The sequence below is a fragment of the Aurantiacibacter suaedae genome (assembly GCF_005434915.1).
GTDB classification, from domain to species: Bacteria; Pseudomonadota; Alphaproteobacteria; order Sphingomonadales; family Sphingomonadaceae; genus Alteraurantiacibacter; species Alteraurantiacibacter suaedae.
Genome location: NZ_SKCG01000003.1, coordinates 476,077 through 497,785, shown reverse-complemented (window position 1 = coordinate 497,785; position 21,709 = coordinate 476,077). Strand labels below are relative to the sequence as shown.

Sequence of the window (21,709 nt, the reverse complement as noted above, 5' to 3'; positions counted from 1 at the left end):
ATGCCAAGCGCTATCCGCTGGCCTGCGAGACTGCGCAAACCGAGTCAGTTTACAAAGAACCCGGGCTGTCGCGATGGGAAAAATAGCCCACTGCTTCAGTATCCTCTCCACGAAACGGAGGCTCTTTATCGAGACCTCTCGCTTTCTAACGATCGTTACAAAACGGCTTACCGTAACGCCCGTTAGTTTTATTCAGCGCAAGATGCAATTCCCATTCCGCGGCCAAGATCGCCAGCTATGCAACCCGCGGGCTGTTGCAGAGAGGCCACCAGGCCATTATCGCTGGCCTCGGCGACAGCGGAGACAGAAATGGCATGGTGCAATACCGCGATGATTGTCGCATACTCTTCGCGAAGCTGGCTGCGACAGCGCATTGCCCTGCTTCTAATCATGCCCCTGTTGCTGCTCGGCGGGTGCGCCAGCCTTGACCGAGAGCCTTTCACCGCCGCGCAACTGGAAGCCGCGCAGCTGCCCGAGATGCCGCGGGTTCGCTATTGGGCCGACGCGCCCGATCTGATCGAGCAGATGGCCATTCCCGCCCCGCCCAAGGGCGAGCCGCTGCGATTGCTGGCATTGTCAGGAGGCGGGGATAAGGGAGCCTATGGCGCAGGTTTTCTCAACGGCTGGAGCCAGTCGGGCGAGCGCCCGCAGTTTTCCCTCGTCACCGGCGTCAGCACCGGAGCGCTGATCGCGCCCTTCGCGCTGCTCGGCCCCCAATATGACGACGAGCTGACCGCCGCCTATACCCAGATCACGCCCGACGATGTTTACCAACCGCGCTTTGCGCTGGCGATCCCGTTTTCCTCAAGCGCGGCGACCACCGGCCCGCTCGAACAGCTGATCGCCCGGTTCGCCACCAATGCCGTGATCGACGCAGTGGCCCTGCAGCACCGCCTTGGGCGGCGATTGTATGTGGGGACGGTCAGCCTCGACCGGCCCGGTAACGCCATCTGGGACATGGGAGCAATCGCGGCCAGCGCGGCGCCCGATCGCTATGACCTGTTCCGCCGCATCATGCTCGCGAGCAGTTCGGTTCCGGTGGCGTTTCCTCCGGTGTTGATCGAGACACGGATCGAAGGCCGCGCGATCAGCGAACTGCACGTTGATGGCGGCACCATCGCCACCGTGCTCGCAACCCCCTCGATTGCCGATGGGCAGACTGGCAAGGCCGGGCCGCAAGCCGAACTCTACCTGCTGGTGAACGGCAAGATGGCCGGCGAATTCGAGATGATCAACGGCTCGCTCCCCGATCTCGCCGCGCGCACCATCGATGTGATACTCTTTGCCAGCCTGCAAGACCGCGTAGACTCGGCCTATGTCTGGGCCCAGACGGTGGGCGCGACGTATCGCCTGACCTATATCGGCCAGGATTACGACGTGGGCGACCACGACCTGTTCGACCAGGATTTTATGCGCGAGCTTTACGCGTACGGCCTCGAACGCGGAAGCCAAGCCGCCTGGCAGGATCGCCCGCCCTCAACCGCGCCAGAGCCTGAAGCCCGAGCCGAGGCGGCCGACGCAGACTAGAATTCGAGCTGATTCATCGTACGCCCGTCGGGAAAGGTGACGGTCACGTTGAAGCCGCCATTGCGGCCATCGCGCAGCGGATAATAGGTGAGGTCGACCTTGTCGCCCGGCGTGAGCGTGCGGCGCGACCAGCCTGCACGGCTGAGATGGTTCGGGCTCATCCCCTCGAAGGCCCAGCGCTTGGTCTGCCCGCTGGAGTCCTTCGCGGTCACGTAAAGGAAGGTGTGCGGATTGGTCCACTCCCAGCGGGTGACGGTTGCACCCTTGAGCGGGACCGCGCTGCCCCATTCGAACATCGCGGTGGAGTGATGCGCCGAAGAGGTGGTCGCGCCGAGCGTGAGAATTCCGGCGGTAGCGAGTGCGATTGCTGGCAGTTTCATGATGGCTCCTGGACCTGATCGTTAGTCTAATTCGTCGAACCCGAGGTTCATGCTGGGCCGCCCGTATTCATCGGCCGCGTCGCGATTGTTTTCCTGGCAAATATATTCGCGCAGGTCCCAATCGCGCTCAAGCCGGTAGGAGACGACGGTGGTGAACGGCTCGGTAAACAGAGCGGGGTCGGTGATCGTGGTTTCGACCACCAACTTTTCCGGATTTTCGAGATAGATGCGCTCGCGCATCTGGGTCTGCGGCGTAGGGTGCAGTCCCGCCATTAGCGAGATCAGCGGCGAAAAGCCGATGGTGTCGACCACCAGCACATCGCCCTCCCAATGGCCGACCGAATTGCCGTTGAATAGAAAGTCGGGGTCATGCGGCAGTGGACGCCCATCGGTGAAGATCTGGCGAAGCTGGCTGTGCGTCTCGATCACGATGTTCACTTTGCCGGGCGAATAGATGAACTCGATCGGATACGGATAGCGCATGACCCCCGGCATCCCGGTGGGGCGGCAGTTGGCCCCCTCGGTCTGGAGGTTTTCGCCGTTTTCCTTGGCCGCATTGTAGGCGGAGATCGCCGCGCGCGCCTTCTCGGTCAGCGGAGCATTGCCCTCGGCGGCGCGCAGCTTCGTGATGGCGGACCAGTCAGGCTGCCACACGCCTTCGAACGCGGGCAGGCGGGCAATCGCGGCATAGGCTGCTTCGCGGCTCCGATCCGCCGCGTCCTGCGCCAAGGCCCCGCTCGCGCAGGTGAGCGCAAACCAAGCCGCAACGTTCAAGGCTCTGATAAAGCGCAACTCTTCATCCTCGTCCCGTAACTGACGCGCCCGTCAAAGCAGGCCACGTTCCGCATCCTTGATTAGAGCTTCTGGTTGATCTCGTCAATCTCAAAGCCTGATAGCGCTTGGTTACGCATCCCACAACTTCATCCAAATTTGTATTTAGATGAACTAATATCCGAAATGTGCGATATGTTTAACAAATATCGGCGGTGATCTGGCTGTTTGGCAGCCTACGCGATCCCTACTTGACATTGATTAAATCAAGTCGGATGACTTCAGCGGGACTCAAGTCCCTAAGAAAAATGACGCTTGCATGTGTCAAAAGACGGGGAGACGGGCCTGAGGCCCGATAGATCGGCTCGCATGGTCTGCGGCGGCAAGCCTGTGGCCTGCGTGTCGACGCCCTTCCCGTGCCCATGCGGCGCCGGTCTGGGAGGGAACATCGATGACACGCCGAACTGCACTCGAATTCCGTGCCGCGCTGATGGCGGCCTGCGCCGCCTGCGTTGCCACCCCAGCCCTCGCGCAGGATGAGGACCTCGAGCAGGACAGCACCATTGTCGTCACCGGCTCGCGCATCGCGCGCGGCACCTTCGACAGCCCCGCCCCCGTCACCACGCTGGGTGCGGACGATCTCCAGCGGCGCGGCGTCACCAACATTGCCGAAGCGATCACCGAACTGCCCTCGTTCCGCGACACCACCGGCCCGCAAACACAGGGCTTCGGCAGCTTTAACGTCGGCGCGCGGATCGTGAACCTGCGCGGGCTTGGCGTCACGCGCAACCTCGTGCTGGTGAATGGCCGCCGCTTTGCCCCCACCACCCGCGAAGGATCAGTCGACTTGAATTTCGTGCCGTCGATCCTGATCGAGCGGACCGAAATCGTCTTGGGCGGGGCGTCGGCGGCCTATGGTTCGGACGCGATCACCGGCGTAGTCAACGTCATCCTCAACGAAGATCTCGAAGGGCTCAAACTTGAAGCCGATGTCGGTGTCTCGGAGCGCGGCGACGGCGAACGCTACCATGCGGCCGCTGCCTTCGGCACCCGCGTCGGCGATCGTGGCCATTTCGTGATCGGCGGCGAATGGTCGAAGCAGGAAGGCATCGGCAACTGCTTCGAGCGCGACTGGTGTACCCCCGGCGCGGTCGTCACCAACCTCGGCTATGCCGCTGGCAACGGCCAGCCCAACTATGTGCGCAGCAACGACAACGCCGGGCTGAACTTCAACAGCGGCGGCGTGGTGACGCGCGGGCCTTATGCTGGCTTGTTTGGCACAGGCGGCATCACCTTTGACGCTAATGGCGAACCGCAGCCATTCGAAGTGGGAAGCCCCAGTTTCGCGCTGTTCCAGGTCGGCGGCGACATCGTGCCCGCCTACATCGACGCCAACATTACGGTTCCCGTGGAGCGCTATTCGGTCAACGCCCACTTCGACTATGAACTGGCCGAGGGGCTCACCGCCTTCATCGACGGCACCTATGGCCATGTCGACGGGCAATTGTTGCAAACCTCGTTCTTCAACACCGCGATCCCGATCTTCGCCGACAACCCCTTCATCCCCGACGCGATCCGCGAGACCTTCGCCGATCCGGCGCAGCCAACCGGCCCATCCTCGCTGACCCGGCCCGCCAACACCGCCGCCGCTTTCACCATGGCGCGCCTGTTCAACGATCTGGCGCGCGGATACAGCACTTCCGATGCAGACACCTACCGCATTTCCACCGGGTTCGATGGCGAGTTTGGCAGCGGCTGGAACTGGAACGGCTACTACCAATACAGCCGGACCGACCGCCTTCAGGTGGTGCAGGATAACCTCGTGGTTGGCGCGGCGGTGTTCCCAGTCACCGATCCTGCCACCATCGCGCAGTCGAACGCCTATTTCTATTTCGCGGCCGACGCGGTGGTCGATCCGTCAACCGGCCAGCCGACCTGCCGCGCCCTGCTGAGCGACGACCCGTCTCTGAGGGCGGCGGCACAAGGGTGCGTGCCGCTCAACCTGTTCGGCGAGAACAATTATGAACCTGCGGCGAAGGACTACATCTACGGCGACCTGATCGAGGACATCCGCCTGCAACAGCACGTGGTCGCGGCCAATATCAGCGGCAGCCTGTTCGAAGCCCCGGGCGGCAGCGTCGGCATCGCCTTCGGGGCGGAATACCGGGTCGACACAATCGACGTCGCGCATGACGACCTGTCCAATCTCTACGCCTATTTCCAGAACTTCGGCGCCGACTACGACGGCAAGACCGAGGTGATCGAAGGCTTTGGCGAAATCGAAGTCCCGCTGCTGGCGGACGAGCCGATGTTCGAGGCGCTGACCCTCAACGCCGCGCTGAGACAGACGCATTACAAGATAACCGGCTTCGGCAGCTATCTGCGCACCAATGTTGCGAATTCGTTCGATGCGACGGCCTGGAAGCTCAGCGCCAACTGGGAGCCGTTCGACTGGCTGCGCTTCCGCCTCAGCCGCTCGCGCGATATCCGTGCACCCAACTTTGCCGAACTGTTCCTGTCCTCCGCCTCTGCCTTCAGCACGATTTCCAACCCGTTCCAGGGCGGTGCCGGGAACAACCCCTCGCTGCTGAGCGGTGGCAGCCCCTTCCTGCGCCCGGAAAAGGCCGACACATGGGGAGCGGGCGCGATCCTCAGCCCCGGCGGGGCACTTGAAGGGCTGCGGCTCTCGGTCGACTATTTCGACATCTCGGTGATGGACTATATCTCCAGCCCGCCCGGCGGGGCGCAGAATATCGTCAACGAATGCTTCGGCGGGCGCGAGGCGGCCTGCGCGCTGATCAACGATGGCACGATCACCACCGGCGATGCCCTGACCGAGATCCGCAACGTCTCGCTCAACCTCGAAGAGCTGCGCACGACCGGGTTCGACTTCGAAGCCGAATACCGCACCTCGGTGGGCGGCGGCAACGACCTGATCCTGCGCGCGCTCGCCACCCATGTGACCGAGCTTTCCACGCTATCGTTCGGACAGCTTATCGACGGTGCCGGACAGACCGGCGGATCGGCCGGCACTTCGGCGGCTGACTGGAGCGCTAACACCTTCGTCACGCTGGTGAACCCGCGCTTCACGGCGACCTTGCAGGGCCGCTACATCGGCAGCGGGGTGCTCAACGCGCTTTATACCGGCCCCGGCCAGGACGGCTACGATCCGACCCAGCCCAACAGCATTTCCGATAACTCGGTGCCCAGTCGGTTCTACCTGAATCTGTTCGGCACCTTCAATGTCGGCCCCAACTGGGACAACGGCGACGGGCTGCAACTGTTCGCCCGGATCAACAACCTGCTCGACCAGGATCCGCCGATCGTGCCCGAATTCCAGTTCCCCACCAACCCGGTCTATTTCGACACCATTGGGCGCTATTTCACTTTCGGCGCCCGCGCGCGGTTCTGACTGGCTTGCACCGCCCTCCCCGGTGCCCGACGCCAGCCCTGCTTGAAAGAGCGGGGCTGGCGTCGGTTTGGTTATTTGCGCGCTTGGGCGTTTGCGAATATCGGGAGATCGCAAGACCGGTGGCACGATAGGGTAGGAACGCAAGGATGGCGGGCGAGCAAAATGGCGATCATCCGCTGCTGGCCGGGATTCAAAACGACCTGCTCTCGCCGCGTATTCTGGTGCTGCGGCGGTTGCTCGACCAGAGCGCCCGCACCGATTTCGCCGGTCTCGAACCCGACAACGCCTTTACCCGCCGCATCCTGTTTGCGCTCTATCGCAATGGCGAGGGTCGCGTGTTCGAGCTGGCCTATACCTTGGGCAGCGACATGGCGCAGGTCAGCCGGGGGCTGGCCGCCCTGCGCAAGGACGGGCTCGTCAACACCGGACGCCAGCGCGATCCCTACACCCTGACCGCCGAGGGCGAGAAGCTGGGCAGGCAGCTGTTCGCAATCGCCGAACAGCGCGAAGCGCGCCTGTTGCGGGGGCTCGAAACTGGCGAAATCATCGAGCTGGTGGCCATGCTCATTCACCTGCAAGCACGCGCCAGCAGCCTGCTTGCCGAGGAGTTGGCGCTGACGCGGTCAGAAGACGAGCCGGCGGACCTGCCCGCCGCGCAGACCGAGTTTGCCACCCGCGTTCATCCCTTGCTCTATAATCTCGCCAACACCGTCCTGCGCACCGCCACCGCCGCTTTCAAGCGGCTGGCGGGGGTGTCGCAGTTCGAATGGCGCGTGCTGGTCAATATGGCCGATCGCCCGGCCATACCCTTTGCGGGCCTGGTCGAGCATATCGGGGTGGACAAGGGGCAGCTAAGCCGGACCTTGAACGCGCTCGAACAGTCAGGCCTGATCCTGCGCACCGAGGATGGTTCGGGCGCGCCGCGCCTGCTGGACCTGACCGCCGAGGGGCAGCGCGTCTACCGGCTGATGGCGACCGATTCCGAACAACGCAACGCGCGCATGATCGAGGGCCTGCGCCCGATCCACCTCGAACGTCTGCGCGCCCAGCTCGACCGATTGATCGCCAACGCCAGCACGATGGCGCCAGAGGCCTGACAGCCCGGTCTAGTTGATCTTGTCGAGCCGCGACATCGGCGGGGCATTGCTGAACAGTTCGCCGAACGGATCGTCGGGCTGCTCCGGCCCTGCTGCCTCACGCACAGTGGCGCGGCGCATGTCGCGGCGCTCGTCCCAGTTGAACCCGCCGCCACGGTGCAGGCAGGCAAGATTGTCCCAGATCACCATGTCGCCCACGGCATAGTCGACCGAGATGATATATTTCTCCTGCGTCGCATGGGCGTTGAGATAGTCGATCAGCTCGCGGCTTTCCTCCCAGCCCCAGCCGACCACGCGATAACAATGCGCCCCGGCATAGACCATCTTGCGGCCCGATCCGGCGTGGGTGTGAACCAGCTTGTGCACCGGGCGATGGCGTTCCTCGATCATCTCGCGAGTGATCTCGGCCCCGCCCTGCTTGCGCGACCACCACAAGGAATGCTCGCATTCGAGATCGGCGATTTTCGCCTTCACGTCTTCGGGCAGGTCGTCATAGGCGGTGCGCGCATCGACGAAGCAGGTCGGCCCGCCACTGGGGGGCACTTCCACCGCGCGCAGCATCGAATAGCTGGTGCGCAGGTCCATGAACGAGCTGTCGGTGTGGAAGATCATGTCGCCCTTGCGGTAGGTCAGCGCGCTGGGCGCGCGGTTGATCTCGCCATCCTTGTCGAGGTTGCCCGCGTTGAACAGGTACTGGCGCGGGCGCCCATCGCGCGGGGGCAGGCTTTCGAGATAGCCGAAGTAGCCCGCAAACCGCACCTGGCCTTCGTCATCCAGCCCGGTGTCGCGGTAAACGGTGACGCCCCACTTATCCTGCATTGCGACGATCTGCTTGATCGTCTCGGGTTCGAGCGGTTTGCTGATATCGACGCCGACGATCTCGGCCCCGAAGTGGGGGGATAGGGGTTTGGCCTCAATCATGTCTGGTTATCCTCTCTGCTTCGCTCTGCCACTCACGACAGGCGTTCGCATTTGAAATAGGTGCTGCTTTCTATGCGGCAGGTGTAGCTGCCCAGAGCGCCTTGCTCGACAGCAAAGGGCGCTCCCTCAGGCGGTGCACGGCGCAATGACACCGAAGAGGTGGAACGCCATCGGGTGCCGTTGGCGGCCTCGACCTCCAGCCCGCGCCTGCGGTCAAGCCGGGCAGTGGCCACGCTGCTGGTCATATCGGCTATGACCGGGGCGCGCGGTTCGCTCTCTTCGTACACCATCGTGTCGCTGGTTGCCGCGCTTGGCGCAGAGGAAGGAACCGCCCGCGCCTGAACCGGCGGCGAAACCGGCGCGCGAACTGCCGCTGTAGTGGGTGCGCGGTCAAGCAGGCCGAGCGCGGCGAGTTCGCGGTCGAGGCAGGCATGGCGCTCGCCCGCCTCAGCGATTGTGGCGCAGCGTTCGATCCCGCCCCAGTCACGCTCCTGCTGGGCGACAGCGGCGGGAGCCGCGAGCAGGAACACCGCCCCTGTCATCACACCGATTGCCTTCATCATAGTCCTCTCGCATTTGGCCTGGAGGGGCATGATCAGCGCCCTGCCCCTCCCGCCGACATCAGAACGAGACCTTCGCACCGATATAGAACCGGCGGCCCAGCACATCGAAGGCACCGCCCGGTTCGGGCTCGCCCACGGCATCGGTGACGCCGGGGATACGACCGTAGATGTTGGGATCACGGTCGAACAGGTTTTCGATGCCGCCGCGCAACTGTAGCAACTCGTTGACCTGATAGCGCGCAGCCAGATCGAAGATGTCGTAGGCACGGATATCGTCCTGCTGGGCATTTGGCGAGGTTGCCTTCACGAAATGCCGTGCCGAGGGCAGGTGCCGCCAGTTGAGGCTGATCATGCCCGGCCCGAAGTCATACCCCACCGTGGTGTTCAGCTTCCACCGGAACTGCGGGCCATAGGGCGGAATGCCTATCTCCGCGCCGACGGTATCCGAATAATCGAATACCGGGCCGCCCGGATTGTTCTGCACCAGATATTCGCTGAGGTAGTTGAACAGCACATTGGCGAAGACCGCGCCGCTGTCACCGCCCAGCCCCGGCGCATCGACGGCCCAGTCGAGCTGAACGTCGAAGCCCGAAGTCGCCAACATCCCGAGGTTCTCGAACGAGGCGACGGTCGAAATCCAGCGCCCGTCGATGCTCGAACGGTTGATGCGCTGACAGAACTCGTTCTCCGGATCGTAATTCGGGTTGTTGCCCAGCGCGTTGAAGCACTCCTGATAGACCACCTGCGTCGAGGCGGGAGCAATCGCGCCGTCGATGGTGATGTTGTAGTAGTCGACCGAGAGGCTCAGATCGCGCAGCACCGGGCTGGCGCTGGGCGACGAAATCACCCCGCCGATCGTCCAGGTCGAGGCCTTCTCCGATGACAGGTCGCGATTGCCACGCTGAAGGTCGCGGCCGAGTGGGAAATAGGTCGGCACATTGCCGACAAAGTCCTCGGTAATGGGAAAACCGCCCGCCATCGCCGAACACAGATCGAGCACCTGCTGCCGGTTGGGATTGCCCGGCACGTTGCCATAGTCGGCGCGGGTGAATTTCGAACACGGATCGTGATCGGGCCACGCGACAGTCTGGAACACGGCGGGCTGGAACAGCTCGGCCACGTTCGGCGCGCGGTTGGCCCGTTGATAGCCGCCGCGCAGTTGCAGCCACGAGGTCACTCGCCAATCGCCGGTCAGCTTCCAGGTCGTGACCCCGCCCGAAGTGTTGTAATCCGAATAGCGGATGCCCGCATTGAGGCTCAGATCCTCGAAGAACGGCTTGTCCGTCAGGATCGGGATCAGCACTTCGCCATAGATTTCCTTCACGTTGGTGGAGCCCGAGGTGGGCGACACGTCGAAAAGGCCAATGGTCAGCGACGTCGTGTTGGAGGTCGAGAAGTTGGGATCGGGATTATAGCTGAAGTCGTTCTCGCGATAGGCCCCGCCCACGGCGAAGCGCAGATCGCCCGCCGGAAGCGCAAACAGCGCGCCCTGGATATTCAGCTCGACCTGATCCTGCGTCAGCTCGGTTTCCGAATTGTACTGCGGCGCGATAATGTCGAGGCAGTCCTGCGAAACGGCGGTGTTGAGAAACGGGTTGAGCCCGCTGGTGCAGGTGGCAAGCAGCCCCGTGCGGCCATTGTTGAACTCGGCCCCTGCGCCGTAGTTCGGGCGGGCGATCAGATCCTGATAACGCGTCAGATCGACGAATCCGGCATAGTCGACATCCGAACTGGTGCGCCCGTGCGAGGCGAACACGTCGTAGGTCCAGTCGCTGATCGGCAGATCGCCGCGCGCGCCCACCAGCACCTCGTAAGTATAGGTGTTGGTCGTCACCTGACGCGGCCCGGCATAGTCCAGCTGCTTGTATAAGGTCCACGGTGCGGCGGGATTGGCGCGTGCATCGAGGATCGTCGCCAGTTCATCCGGGATCGCATGGCTGCCATCGCGCGGAATATTCACCGACCACTGGTTGAACGCCGGGGTATAGCCGATGAATTCGGTCATCACCTCGTTCTGGTCAAAATTGCCCTGCACATAGAATTCCAGCGCCGGGCTCACCTCGTAATAGGCCGTTGCGAACAGCGAATAGCGTTCCATCGGGCTGGACAGCAGACCTGGGAAGGAGTTCGGCGACAAGGTGCCATCAGCCAGCAGCTTGTTCTCGGGATACAACGAACCGGTATAGCCGGGGGCAGCATCGCCCGAGACCGCGCCGGGGGCGACCGCGAACAGGCTCGCCCCGTCTACCGTCGGCGCAGTGTTGAAGAACAGCTGAGTGCCTGCAGGCACGTCGCCGGGCAGATAGCCCTTGGGCACGAAAACAGAATCGTAGGCCGCCTGGGTGGAACTGCCATTGAAGCCGCCGAAGTTGGGCCAGGTGTTCCGGCCCGGCGTGTTCGGATCTGTAAAGGCCGCCTCGAAGAAGGGCCGGTCGCGCAGGTGCACGCCTTCGCGCTTCTGATAGGTCAGGCCGATCATGGCGTTGCCGCGCGAATCGGCAAAGTCGGAACCGATCAGCGCCGAAACCTTGTATTGCTCGGCATCGCTGCGGAACGACTGGCCGAACTGGGTATCGATCTCAACCCCGCTGAAATTGCGCTTGAGCTGGAAGTTGACCACACCCGCCACGGCATCGGCGCCATAGGTCGAGGCGGCACCGCCGGAAATGATCTCCACGCCCTGCAAGGCAGCGGTGGGGATGGTGTTGAGATCGACCACGAGGCTGGCATTGGCCGGCTGTGTGCGCCGCCCGTTCAACAGCACCAGAGTGCGGTTGGAGCCAAGCCCGCGCAGGTTGACCGTTGCGATACCGGGGCTGCTGGTCGGCGTGGTCTGTCCATCGTCGGCGCTGGTGATCTGGTTGGCCCCGCCCGAAAATTGCGGCAACTTGTTGAGGCTCTGATCAAGCGAAACGGAGGACGTGTTTTCAAGCATGTCCGAACCGACCGTGACGATCGGACTTTCCGAATCGTAATCGCGGCGGGCGATGCGCGAACCGGTGACGACGATCTCATCGTCACTCGCGCTGGCAGTGGTTCCAACACTGTCCTGGGCATGGACATTCGCGCTCAGGCAGATCAGCATCGCAGACGAGCAGGCAAGCGCCGCACGCCGCGCAAATTGCGCGTTTTTCATATCACTCTCCCTTATCTGGCCTCTGCCGAAACGGCGGGCCATTTTCTTGAAGCATCCAACCGGCTGGTCAGAGCCATCGACATTATGTAGGGTGATACATTATGGTGCAAGCAGATATAGTGAGCAATGCAATCATTTCATCCGTCAGGTAGGGCGGGTGGTCAGAACAGCTCCAGCGAACTGGGGCAACAGGAAGAGGCAAAACGAATCGTGACCAAACCAGAATCACCAAAAATTCCTGAATTGCAGAAGGTTGAAGGACATTCCGAAGACCGGTTCCTCGGGTCGGACGTGTTCCGCTCGCAGGAGCGTAACCTGCCCCCGTCCAAGCGCGGCGGCACGATTCGCGAAGAAGCGCGCGACATCGACGTCTATCATCAGGCCGATGTGGTGGTGGTCGGCGGCGGCCCTGCGGGCTGCGCGGCGGCATGGGCGGCGGCTAAGGCCGGAGCCGATGTGACGCTGGTGGAGCGCTACAATTGCCTCGGCGGCCTTTCGACAGGCGGCCTTGTCATGTGGATCGACCGCATGACCGACTGGAGCGGCAACCACGTCATTCAGGGCTTTGCCCGAGAGTTTATCGACCGTATGCCGAAAGACGGTGTCGCCGGTCCGCCGATGGAGGACTGGGGCGCGCGCGAGGAGGCAAAGGTCGCCTACTGGAGCCAGCGCACCACCGCCTTCCACGGCATCGTGCAATGGGCCCCCACGCTCGACCCCGAGCGGATGAAATTGAACGCGCAGGAGATGCTTCTGGAAGCGGGCGTGCGGATCGTGTTTCACGCCTGGGCCGCCCGCCCGATCATCGAGGACGGCGCCGCGCGCGGCGTGATCTTCGAGAGCAAGGCCGGACGGCAGGCGATCAAGGCCAAGGTGGTGGTCGACACCACCGGCGATGGCGACATGTTCGCCCGCGCCGGGGCCGAATTCGATACCGATATCGAGGAAGGCGACGTCCACCATTCGATGAACACCGGCTGGGTGCTCGGCGGGGTCAACATGGACCGCTGGATCAACTGGAAGGTGCTCTATCCAGAGCAGCTCACCGAGCTGATGAACCGGGGCCGCGAGGAGCTGGGCTTCTTCCAGACGCCCTATGTCAGCTGGCGGCCCGATATCGCGCTGTTCCTCGGCCCGAGACAGTCAGGCCTCAGCGCGCTCAATGTCGACGACATGACCGAGGTGGAAATCCGCAGCCACCGGCTGATGGAGGGGCACTGCCAGTTCTTTCGCAAGCACGCGCCCGGCTTCGAGAACGTCTATTCGCTGCAAAGCGCCAGCCAGCTGGGTGTGCGCCATACGCGCAGGCTCGGCGGCATGGGCCGGATCGAGCGGGCGGACTGGCCGAAGGGCACGCCTGCGGCCGATGAGGTTGGCGTATCGCCGTCGATCAGCCCGAAGTTCCCGGTGGTGTCGGTGCCCTACGGCAGCCTCGTGCCGCGCGTTCTGGATGGGCTGCTGGTGGGCGGACGGCACATCAGCTGCGATGCGAACAGCCACGGCTTCATGCGCGAGATTCCGCAGTGCTGGTTGACCGGCCATGCCGCCGGTGTGGGCGCGGCGCTGGCGGCCAATGCCGGGATCGAGCCGCGCGCGGTGAATGTGGACGAAATCCGCCAGACGCTGCGCACGCAGGGCGCGCACCTGCACGAGGATGCGGCGGTGAAAGAAGCCCGCAAGGAGGCGGCTACGGTCGCCTGACGGAAGCCGGGCCGGTCCTCGCCGAGAGGACCGGCCCGCCCCTTTTAGCTCTTTTCGGGAAGCAGCACGCCGCCGGTTTCCATCCCGCGCACCGCGTGGCGGAAATTGTCGAGATAGCCCGAGGCCGGCACCCGCACGCCCACGCCTTCGCGCGACGCCAGCTCTTCCGCCGTAAGCGCCACATCGATGCTGCGGCTCTCAACCGAGATCGTGATCGTGTCGCCATCGCGCACCTTGCCGATCGGCCCGCCGGTCGCCGCCTCGGGCGAGACTTCGGCCACGGTCAGCCCCTTCAGGCACAGCCCCGAAAGCTGCCCGTCGGTGACGAAGGCGGTGGTCTTGGCCAGCCCCGCCGCATCGAGCGCGAACAGGACCAGCGACGCACCGCCGCCCATCGCCGGGCCGCCCTTGAGGCCTTGGTTGCGGCTGACGATCACGTCGCCCTCCTTGATCGCTCCGGTCTTGATCGCATCCATGCAGGTGGCCGTATCTTCGAACACCCGCGCGAGGCCGGTAAACTCCTCGGGCCGGGAGCCGTCGCGCACGCCCAGCCGGACAACCGCCGTATCGGCGAAATTGCCCTTGAGAATGGCAATCGCAGGCCCCTTGCCCACCGGATTGTCGAGCGACTGGATCACGTCCGGCCCCTCGATCTCGTAATCGGCGATGTTCTCGGCCAGCGTCTTGCCCGAAACGGTCAGCGCACCGCCATCGATCATCGGCAACAGGCGCTTCAGCGTGGCGCGCGCGCCGCCTGCGTCCTCGAACTGCTCGATACGGATATGCCCGGTCGGGCGCACGGGTGAGAGCACGGGAACGTCGCTCATCTCCTCCCACAGGGCGAACACGTCGACCCCGTTCTCAGCCTCGATCGCCGTCGCCTGCAAGTGTTTGATCGCGTTGATCGAGCCGGACACCGCCAGCACCGTCGCCACGGCATTCTTGAACGCTGCGGGGGTGAGGATGTCGCGCGGGCGCAGGTCTTCCATCACCATCTCGACGATGCGCTTGCCCGCGGCCTTGGCATTGGCCTGCATCTTGGGCGAGTTGCCGCGCACCGGCGCATGGCCGGGCAGCGCCATGCCAAGCGCCTCGACCACACAATGCATGGTGTTGGCCGTGGCCATCCCGGCACAGACGCCGGGGCCGCGAATGGCGTTTTCGGCCATGTCGGGGATCGGGAATTTCGGCTCCTTGCCGAAGATCGCGCCGACCTGGCCCGACCACACATCCTCAACGTCAACCGGCTCGCCATCAATCTCGCCAGCCTGCTGGTAACCGCCGATGACAAGGATCGTCGGGATATTCAGCCGCGCCGCCGCCATCAGGTGGCCCGGCGGGGTCTTGTCGCAGGAGGTGAGGCAGATCATCCCATCGAGCATCGCAGCCTCGACCTGCACCTCGATATCGTTGGCGATGATGTCACGCCCGGCAAGGATGTAGCTGCCCGACTTGTTCGCGCCGGTGATGAAATCGCTCGGCGCGGCAGTGCGGACCTCGAACGGCACCCCGCCCGCCTCGCGGATCGCTTCCTTCACCATCTTGGCGATGCCATCGAGGTGGGCATAGCAGATCGCCAGTTCGCTGGAGGAATTGACCACCGCGATCTTGGGCTTTTCCATATCCTCCTTGGACAGGCCGAGCGCCTTCCAGTTGGCACGGCGACCGGGGCTGTTGGCTTCAAGGCTGCGTAGTTTCATGGCGTCTTCTCCCAAAGATGGCGGTTTTGCAGTTATGTCGCATACTACATAATCGGGCGCAAGACGCGCCTTATTCGTCCGCGTTGCCGCCCTCCATCGCTGCGCCGATCTCGCGCATCAGAACGCCGAGCATGTGGGTGCCGGCAACCAGTTCCTCATCGGAAAGCGCGCTCAGGATTTTCGCGCGGGTGGGATCGAGCACTTCGCGCACTTCCTCCATGATGTGTTCGCCCTCCTTGGTGATGGCGATCAGTCGCGCCCGCGCATCGGCAGGGTCCGGCTCGCTGCTGATAAGATCGAGCGCTTCCAGTTCTTTCAGCACCCGGATCGCGGTCGGCCATTTGACGTGCATGTTGCGCGACAGGTCGCCCACCGTCACCGGGCCATCGCAGTGCAGCAGGGCCGACAGGGTTTGCCATTGCGCGCGCGAGATGCCGGTGCGCTGCTTGATGAGCGTGTCGACGTAGCTCGTCCAGCGCCGCGCCGCGATCACCAGCGCGCGTGTGAGAAGAAACTCTTTCTCAAGCCGGCTGTCGCGGGTGTAATGCTCGTGGAAGCGGGTGGCCCACTTGTCCATGTTCAGATCGCCATCGAACTTCATTTCGCCCCCCAGGTGCGCGTGTTTGGCAGCCTTGTTCTGTGGCCGTTGCCGACCGGCTATAGCCGGAACAACGCCTTCGCGGCCAGCGCAAGTGGAGGGAAAGACTGTTCGTCCGCTAACGAGGAAGTTGCGAGGGTGAGGCAACAGGATCGGGCACCTCACCCTCGCGGCGCTGCTTCCCAGTGGGGTCTGGGAAACAAGCACCATCTTTAAAGGCCGATGCGCAAGGTGCCCTTCAGCGAAAAGGCCGTCTGGTCGAAACGTTCCTCGGCACCAACTTCGCCGCCGATTTCGAACACCTCGCTGCCGCCAACGGCGCGTGCCCGCGCGAACCAGCCGCCGGTTTGTTCTTCCGGGTCGATGGTGAAGCTCTCGCCATCGGCGAACCGCGCGGTGGTGGCGCCCAGGCTGCCGCCAACCACTTCGCGCCAACCGCCCTCGCCTTCGACGCGCAGCCAGTTGCTGTCGCGCGGGCCCTTGCCGTAAAAGTCGATGCCGACCGTGACGCTGCCGTTGACGGCGAACTCGTCGCTGTCGCGCTCCTCGACGATCAGGTCCACGCCCTTGCCGCCGCCTTCTTCGGTGTAGCCATTTTCCGACAGCTTCACGAAGTCAGCCCAAACGGCGGGCCGCACGAACAACCAGCCGCCGGTCTCGTAAGACGCGCCGCCGCTCAGCGTGGTGAGGTTGCCGCCCCAATCGCCGCGCGATTCCAGATTCTTGGCCTTGGTGTCCGAGCCGATCTGAAGCGTGCGGGTGCCGCCGAAGTCGACAAAGCCATAAGATCCGCGCGCGAAGGCATTGAACCCGCCCCATTTCGCGCGCCAATACGCGGCCAGTTCGATCGTGTTGGACTCGGCCCGGGCGAAGTCGTTGCCCTGATCGAAGGTGTTGTAAAGGTAGCCGAGCGAAAGACCGATCGAGCCGAACGTCTCGGTGTCGAGTTCGGCCGCGACCGAATAGCCCATGCCGTCGACATCGTAGGAAGCGGTCGCCTGCTCGTCCTTCGAGCTGGTCCATACGGCAGCGTTGAAGATCAGGTCCACACCGCCCAGCGAGTAGGTCGGGCCGACGGTTTCGGCAGCCTGGCGGCCCATGATGCGCGTGCCCATGCTGATCCCCTCGAAGGCGCCACCGCTATGTTCGGGCAGCAACTGGCCCAGCGCCGCGCGGAAGGTTTCGCCCTTGGTGATGCCCATGAAGAAGTCTTCGATATCTTCGTCCTTGCCGATGGCGGTGAAGACCGCATCGAAAGCCGAGGCGCGCGCGGCGTTGAGCCCAAGTTCCTGCGCGCTGCGCCGCGAAACATCGACTGCAATGGTGTTGGCCGCCACATCGGTGGCAAGCGAGGCCTTGAACAGGAACGGGAGCAGCGTTTCGCCCAATTCAAGGTCAGCAGCGCCCTGCAAGGTGCCCGCCGTGAGCACCTCGTAGCGGCCCTCGGCATCGTCGAGGTTGGCAAGGCGCACTTCGAGCCTGGCCCCCTCGGCGAAGCTGGCCGTGCCCGAAATATCGTAAAGCGAGCCCTGCCCTGCCGTCTTGTCGAGCGTGGCCACCAGCGTGCCATCCTCCCCCATATCGAGCGAGGCAATCGACGAAGGAGCCGTGAGATCGAGCACGCCGCCGCTTACGCTCACCGCCAGGTTGCCGGCATTGGCGAGCCTGCCGGAAAAGCGCGCTGTTTCTGCCAGCGTCAGGGTGGCTGCGCCGCCGCCGAAATCCGCTGTCCCGTCGAATACGGCGCTATCTGAAAGCGCGAGCACGTCTGCGCCGCCTCCGAAATAGGCGTTGCCATTATGCCTCGCATCGCCAGACAGCGTCATCTGCGCAGTGCCCGCCCCGAAATAGACCGAGCCCGTCATGGATCCATCGGCCAGGTCGAGCACGTCGTCGCCCGAGCCGAAGCGGACATCGCCGACGATAGTCGGAGCATCGTAGCCGTTGCCGACAACCTTTTGGCGCACGGTCGCCCCGCTGGTGTTTGCGCGCAGGTCGATGGCGATGTTGCGCGTCGAATCCGTGTTGGCCCCGCTCGCTTCGATCTTGCCGCTGTTCTCGATCAGCGCGAGCGTTCCGCTGGCATCGACAATGGCCGTGGCATTGCCGTTCGCGCCGCTCGATACCGCCTTGATCGTGCCACTGTTGCGCAGAACGGGGAGCGAGCCGCCGGCATCGATGCGAAGGGCGGTGGCGAACTCGTCCGCCGCATCGGCCCCGGTGGCCTGGACCGTGCCCGATACCTGCAATTCGGGTGTGGTCGCCCCGGCTCCAAAGCGCAGAGCCGTGGCATTTGCATCGACCGACACGGCCGTGACACTGCCTGCGACAGACATGCCGTTGGCAATAGAGACAGCTCCGCCGCGCCCGCCGATCTGCAAGCCGTTGGCATCGACGCCCGTGTAAACGCCCAAGCCGCGCACAACGCCGGCGATCTGCAAGCCGAACTTGCTGGCCGTCGATGCGACCGGGCCGATGGCAACGTCACGCCCTTGCGCGCCGATCACCATGGCCGGGGCCGCGCCAAAGCCAAGCACGCTAGCAGACCCCTCGCCCTCTGCCGCATCCTCAGGCTTCACGGCGAGAACGATCCCGCCAGTGACATCGCCCTCGATCATCAGCGCGGAGCCGCCTTGCAGCAGATCGTCGGGATCGAGCGTCGAGGGGTCTTTCGGTGCGGTGGTATAGCGATAGCCGGTCGCGCTTATGGTGCCCTGCACAACCATTGCGCCCGTGATGCCACCCGTAAGGCGGGCTGCGACCGCGTCCTCACCTTGCGCCGAGATAGTACCTGCCAGCCGCACATCGCCGGTAACCTCATCAAGCCGGATCGCCGTGGTGCGATCGCCCAGAAGCTTGGTCGTGCCATTATGCGTGAAGGCTCCGTTCAGTGGCCCGGCGATCCAGATGCCAGCCGAATCGTTGCCCTCCACTGTGATCGTGCCGCTGTTCTCGACCTTGCCGGTATGCGCGCCATCGATGCGGATGCCGAAGCGGTTTCCGCCCAGCGCAAATGGCCCGTCGAGGTTGCCGTCCTTGTCGGTGTCGGTGGGGGTGTAAGGCTCGTCGATGGTGATCGTGCCCGAATTGACGATTGCACCATTTGTACCCGCCTGAGCGACGATACCCGCAGCGCCATCGGCGTCGGAAATGGTGATCTTGCCGGCGTTGGTGACAGCATGATTGCTGTCCATCGTCACCGCCGTACCGGAGCTCAGCGTGATCGAGCCTTTGTCGGTGATGGCGATCGCGCCGGGCGCGCCATCGGCAACCGTTGACGTGCGCGCCGGAGTGGTTCGCGCCGTGCCGATGTCTTCCGCCATTGCGGGCGTGGCGAGCGGCGCGACAAGCGCCAGTGCAGCGGTCGAAGCGAACAGGATATTGCGCATGTAAGAAAAGTCCTCTCGGGTGCCTATGCCCGGGAAGACGGAACCGATTGCCGGACACCTTGGCCCGATCTGCAAAAAAATTCAGAAAGCGGCGTCGAAGCCTATGCGGACAGTGCGTGGGCGCAGCGGCGTCACCTGTTCGCGCGCCACCGCGAAGGGGGTGCCGAGTGCAAAGCGGTTGCCTTCAACATCGGCGAGATTGGTCACGCTCAAAGTCAGTCCTTGTGTGGCAGAGCCAATGCGCAGCGTTGCCCCGCTATCGAGATAGTCACCCTGCAAATCGCCCAGATATTGCCCGACGCCGAGCCGTGAACGCCCAACATAGCTTGCCCAGCCCCGCGCGCTAAGTTCGAGCCTTGAACCAAGCGGGCGGCGGTAGTCGAACCCGAGCCGCCCGGAGAACCGGGCGATATTCGGAATCTGGGTCAGCGCAAGCTGCGCCTCGATTGCTTCTATAGTATCGGCGGACAGATCATATTCGACAGCCATGCGCAGAATCTGCGCGAGATCTGATCGGTCGATCTTGCTGTCGTTGAACACCACCCCGCCCTCGATGCGCAGTCCGGGGGCAAGCGTGACCCCGCCCGAAAGGCTCGCCGACCAGACATGCCCGTCACCGACATTGGCCGTGCTGGGAAAGCCGTAGCTATCGATGAAATCCGCCTGAATATCCGTCCAGCGCGTGTAGGAAATGCTGGCGGCAAGATCGAACATATCGCTGCCACTCTGCCCGTGCCGCGCGCCCAGTTCGAAGGTGGCGGTGTGATCGTCGTAAAACCGTTGCAGGCGCGGCCCGAGGATGGCTTGGCCACCGGACCGGAAACTCTCCTGATAGCGGGCATAGAGGCTGTCTTTCTCACCCAGCCGTGCCAGCAGCGACGCCGAGGGCAGAAATGCCGTGGTGCTGCGGCTGCCCCACCACTGCTCGTCGTATTGGCCGTCGGCTGTGATCTGATAGGATCGGTCCGTCCCGTTAAGCACGGAGCGGGTGAGCCGCCCGCCCACACTCGCGATGAGGCCCTTGCGCAAGGCCAGCCGCACCTCGCCATAGAGCGCCCCCTCATCGACCGGGTTGGTGACGCCGGGGGTGGGCTGGATCATGACCTCGTCTTCCAGCGAGCGAGACAGTCGTGTCACGTTGTGCGTGTAGGAGATGCCCGCCAGCCAGCCGACGCGGCCGGTCAGCGGTTGCCAGACGCGCGTCTCATTGGCGAACATCTCGGTGTGGTTAGTCTGCACGAACAATCGCGGATTGCCGCCGGGCAGCGTCGCGTCATAGCGCTCACGAAGGTTTTGCGAGGCGATGCCGGTGCTCGAACGCAGCCTGACGTCGCCAATCCAGCCAGAGACAATGAACTGGCCGTGCAGATAATCCGCCTTCGAGCCTTCCACGACTGGTGAAGAGCTAACCAGCGGCGCACCTTCACGATCGGCATATTGGCTGTCGTCGGCTTCGATGGTCTGCGCCACGCCGATCAGGTCGACCGTCCATTCCGGGGCCAGCTCCACCCGTATCGAGGCGCGACCGCCCAGAATATTGGTGCGGTTGACGTTCTCCATGCCCAGCACTGGCTTGTCGATATAGCCGCCCTGCGTTGCGGCATCGAGCGTCATCCGCAGCGCCGCGCTGTCGCCCAGCAGCGGAAGGTTGGCCATCGCACTTGCATCCACCCCGCCCGCGCCATGCTGGGTGAGCGAACCGCCGGCCTGCGCCGATCCGGCCACCACGCCTAGCTCCGGCGCATTTGGCACCAGCCGGATGATCCCGCCCAGCGACCCCGCGCCATAAAGCGTGCCTTGCGGGCCTTCGAGCACCTCCACCCGCTCCAGATCGGACAGGCGCAGGTCGGGATCGGGCGCATTGTAGCTCAGGCGCAGATCGCCGAGATACTGTCCCACGGTTGCCTGGGTCGGGCCGGTGAAGCTGGAATCGGCGATGCCGCGAATGAACAGCTTGTTGCGTCCGCTGCCGAGATGGGTCGAGGAGACAGTGGCGATCCTTTCGGATACGCGCTCTGTCCCGCCGATGCCGCCCAGCGCGAGATCCTCACCCGCCAGCAAAGACACATGCCCGGCAAACTGGCTCAGCATCGCATCCTGCTTGCTGGCCGAAACGACGATTTCCGCCGGTTCGAGTGGCTGGACCGGCGCGGGTGGCGGTCCGGAAACCGAGGTGGGAAGCTGGCGTCTTTGAGCAGCATTGCGGGACTGCGGAGCCTTCGGGATGGCAACGATGCGCCAACCGGCAGACCCCGCTCGCACAGCCCGCCCGCCCGCTGCCTGCGCCAACCGCCGCGCCGCCTCCTCGGCCTCCATCTGCCCTCGGATTGGCGGCACGCGGCGGCTCGCAATCGGGGCATCGGCGATCACGATGCTGGTGCCGGTCTGCCGCGCAATAGCGATGGCGGCGCGGCCAGCCGTACCCGCCGCGCTGTCGACCATCACCGGATGGGCCAGAAGCGGCCCGGCCAGCGACAAGCCAAGCAGGGCAACACTCCAGGTGATCGCCCGCAC

Annotated in this window: 13 protein-coding genes; 4 read left to right on the top strand and 9 right to left on the bottom strand. The window is 64.0% G+C overall.

The features are described from left to right. The first annotated feature begins 390 nt into the window (after nt 1-390). A complete protein-coding gene (locus E0473_RS13240; RefSeq protein ID WP_161981614.1) occupies nt 391-1,527 on the top strand; it encodes a patatin-like phospholipase family protein in 1,137 nt (378 codons plus the stop codon). Here E0473_RS13240 and E0473_RS13235 read toward each other — a convergent pair. Together E0473_RS13235 and E0473_RS13230 are read right to left on the bottom strand one after the other, a co-directional pair. After that, on the bottom strand, nt 1,524-1,907 hold the full coding sequence (locus E0473_RS13235) for a DUF6152 family protein (protein WP_137681350.1): 384 nt from the start codon (nt 1,905-1,907) through the stop codon (nt 1,524-1,526). The two genes, E0473_RS13240 and E0473_RS13235, sit on opposite strands and share 4 nt — an antisense overlap. A gap of 21 nt (nt 1,908-1,928) precedes the next feature. Further along, on the bottom strand, nt 1,929-2,699 hold the full coding sequence (locus E0473_RS13230; RefSeq protein ID WP_161981613.1) for a hypothetical protein: 771 nt from the start codon (nt 2,697-2,699) through the stop codon (nt 1,929-1,931). 430 nt (nt 2,700-3,129) lie between these two features. Here E0473_RS13230 and E0473_RS13225 point away from each other — a divergent pair, with 430 nt between their 5' ends. Both E0473_RS13225 and E0473_RS13220 read left to right on the top strand, forming a co-directional pair. Further along, a complete protein-coding gene (locus E0473_RS13225) occupies nt 3,130-6,090 on the top strand; it encodes a TonB-dependent receptor plug domain-containing protein (RefSeq protein ID WP_137681348.1) in 2,961 nt (986 codons plus the stop codon). Nucleotides 6,091-6,236: 146 nt separating this feature from the next. Then, nucleotides 6,237-7,187: a MarR family winged helix-turn-helix transcriptional regulator gene (locus tag E0473_RS13220; RefSeq protein WP_137681347.1), complete on the top strand. Its 951-nt coding sequence runs from the start codon at nt 6,237-6,239 to the stop codon at nt 7,185-7,187. A 9-nt stretch (nt 7,188-7,196) separates the two neighbouring features. Here the strand turns inward: E0473_RS13220 and E0473_RS13215 are convergent, their stop codons facing one another. Genes E0473_RS13215 through E0473_RS13205 form a run of 3 tightly spaced genes read right to left on the bottom strand, consistent with a single transcriptional unit; the run spans nt 7,197 to nt 11,807 of the window. Beyond that, a complete protein-coding gene (locus E0473_RS13215; RefSeq protein WP_137681346.1) occupies nt 7,197-8,108 on the bottom strand; it encodes a TauD/TfdA dioxygenase family protein in 912 nt (303 codons plus the stop codon). A 32-nt stretch (nt 8,109-8,140) separates the two neighbouring features. Continuing rightward, nucleotides 8,141-8,671, bottom strand: coding sequence for a hypothetical protein (locus E0473_RS13210; RefSeq protein WP_137681345.1), 531 nt, complete (start codon nt 8,669-8,671; stop codon nt 8,141-8,143). A gap of 58 nt (nt 8,672-8,729) precedes the next feature. After that, nucleotides 8,730-11,807, bottom strand: a complete 3,078-nt coding sequence (locus E0473_RS13205; protein ID WP_161981612.1) for a TonB-dependent receptor plug domain-containing protein — start codon at nt 11,805-11,807, stop codon at nt 8,730-8,732. A 210-nt stretch (nt 11,808-12,017) separates the two neighbouring features. On the opposite strand from E0473_RS13205, the gene E0473_RS13200 reads away from it, so the two are divergent. Further along, nucleotides 12,018-13,508: an FAD-dependent oxidoreductase gene (locus E0473_RS13200; RefSeq protein WP_277751520.1), complete on the top strand. Its 1,491-nt coding sequence runs from the start codon at nt 12,018-12,020 to the stop codon at nt 13,506-13,508. 44 nt (nt 13,509-13,552) lie between these two features. On the opposite strand, the gene E0473_RS13195 is transcribed toward E0473_RS13200, so the two are convergent. From E0473_RS13195 to E0473_RS13180, 4 genes are all read right to left on the bottom strand, one after another. Next, complete coding sequence (locus E0473_RS13195; RefSeq protein WP_137681342.1) at nt 13,553-15,208, bottom strand: dihydroxy-acid dehydratase; 1,656 nt, start codon at nt 15,206-15,208, stop codon at nt 13,553-13,555. A gap of 70 nt (nt 15,209-15,278) precedes the next feature. Continuing rightward, nucleotides 15,279-15,809 carry a MarR family winged helix-turn-helix transcriptional regulator gene (locus tag E0473_RS13190; RefSeq protein ID WP_161981611.1) on the bottom strand — a complete coding sequence of 177 codons (531 nt, stop codon included), beginning with the start codon at nt 15,807-15,809 and terminating at the stop codon, nt 15,279-15,281. Nucleotides 15,810-16,018: 209 nt separating this feature from the next. Next, on the bottom strand, nt 16,019-19,195 hold the full coding sequence (locus E0473_RS13185) for an autotransporter family protein (protein ID WP_137681340.1): 3,177 nt from the start codon (nt 19,193-19,195) through the stop codon (nt 16,019-16,021). Nucleotides 19,196-19,276: 81 nt separating this feature from the next. Further along, nucleotides 19,277-21,709 (bottom strand): TonB-dependent receptor, encoded by a 2,433-nt coding sequence (locus E0473_RS13180; protein ID WP_241657507.1) that lies wholly within the window; start codon nt 21,707-21,709, stop codon nt 19,277-19,279.

Excerpts from the sequence above, each read along its gene's own strand:
- E0473_RS13240 (WP_161981614.1), top strand. The coding sequence starts at position 391 with ATGCCCCTGTTGCTGCTCGGCGGGTGCGCCAGCCTTGACCGAGAGCCT.
- E0473_RS13235 (WP_137681350.1), bottom strand. The coding sequence starts at position 1,907 with ATGAAACTGCCAGCAATCGCACTCGCTACCGCCGGAATTCTCACGCTC.
- E0473_RS13225 (WP_137681348.1), top strand. The coding sequence starts at position 3,130 with ATGACACGCCGAACTGCACTCGAATTCCGTGCCGCGCTGATGGCGGCC.
- E0473_RS13220 (WP_137681347.1), top strand. The coding sequence starts at position 6,237 with ATGGCGGGCGAGCAAAATGGCGATCATCCGCTGCTGGCCGGGATTCAA.
- E0473_RS13215 (WP_137681346.1), bottom strand. The coding sequence starts at position 8,108 with ATGATTGAGGCCAAACCCCTATCCCCCCACTTCGGGGCCGAGATCGTC.
- E0473_RS13210 (WP_137681345.1), bottom strand. The coding sequence starts at position 8,671 with ATGATGAAGGCAATCGGTGTGATGACAGGGGCGGTGTTCCTGCTCGCG.
- E0473_RS13205 (WP_161981612.1), bottom strand. The coding sequence starts at position 11,807 with ATGAAAAACGCGCAATTTGCGCGGCGTGCGGCGCTTGCCTGCTCGTCT.
- E0473_RS13195 (WP_137681342.1), bottom strand. The coding sequence starts at position 15,208 with ATGAAACTACGCAGCCTTGAAGCCAACAGCCCCGGTCGCCGTGCCAAC.
- E0473_RS13190 (WP_161981611.1), bottom strand. The coding sequence starts at position 15,809 with ATGAAGTTCGATGGCGATCTGAACATGGACAAGTGGGCCACCCGCTTC.
- E0473_RS13185 (WP_137681340.1), bottom strand. The coding sequence starts at position 19,195 with ATGCGCAATATCCTGTTCGCTTCGACCGCTGCACTGGCGCTTGTCGCG.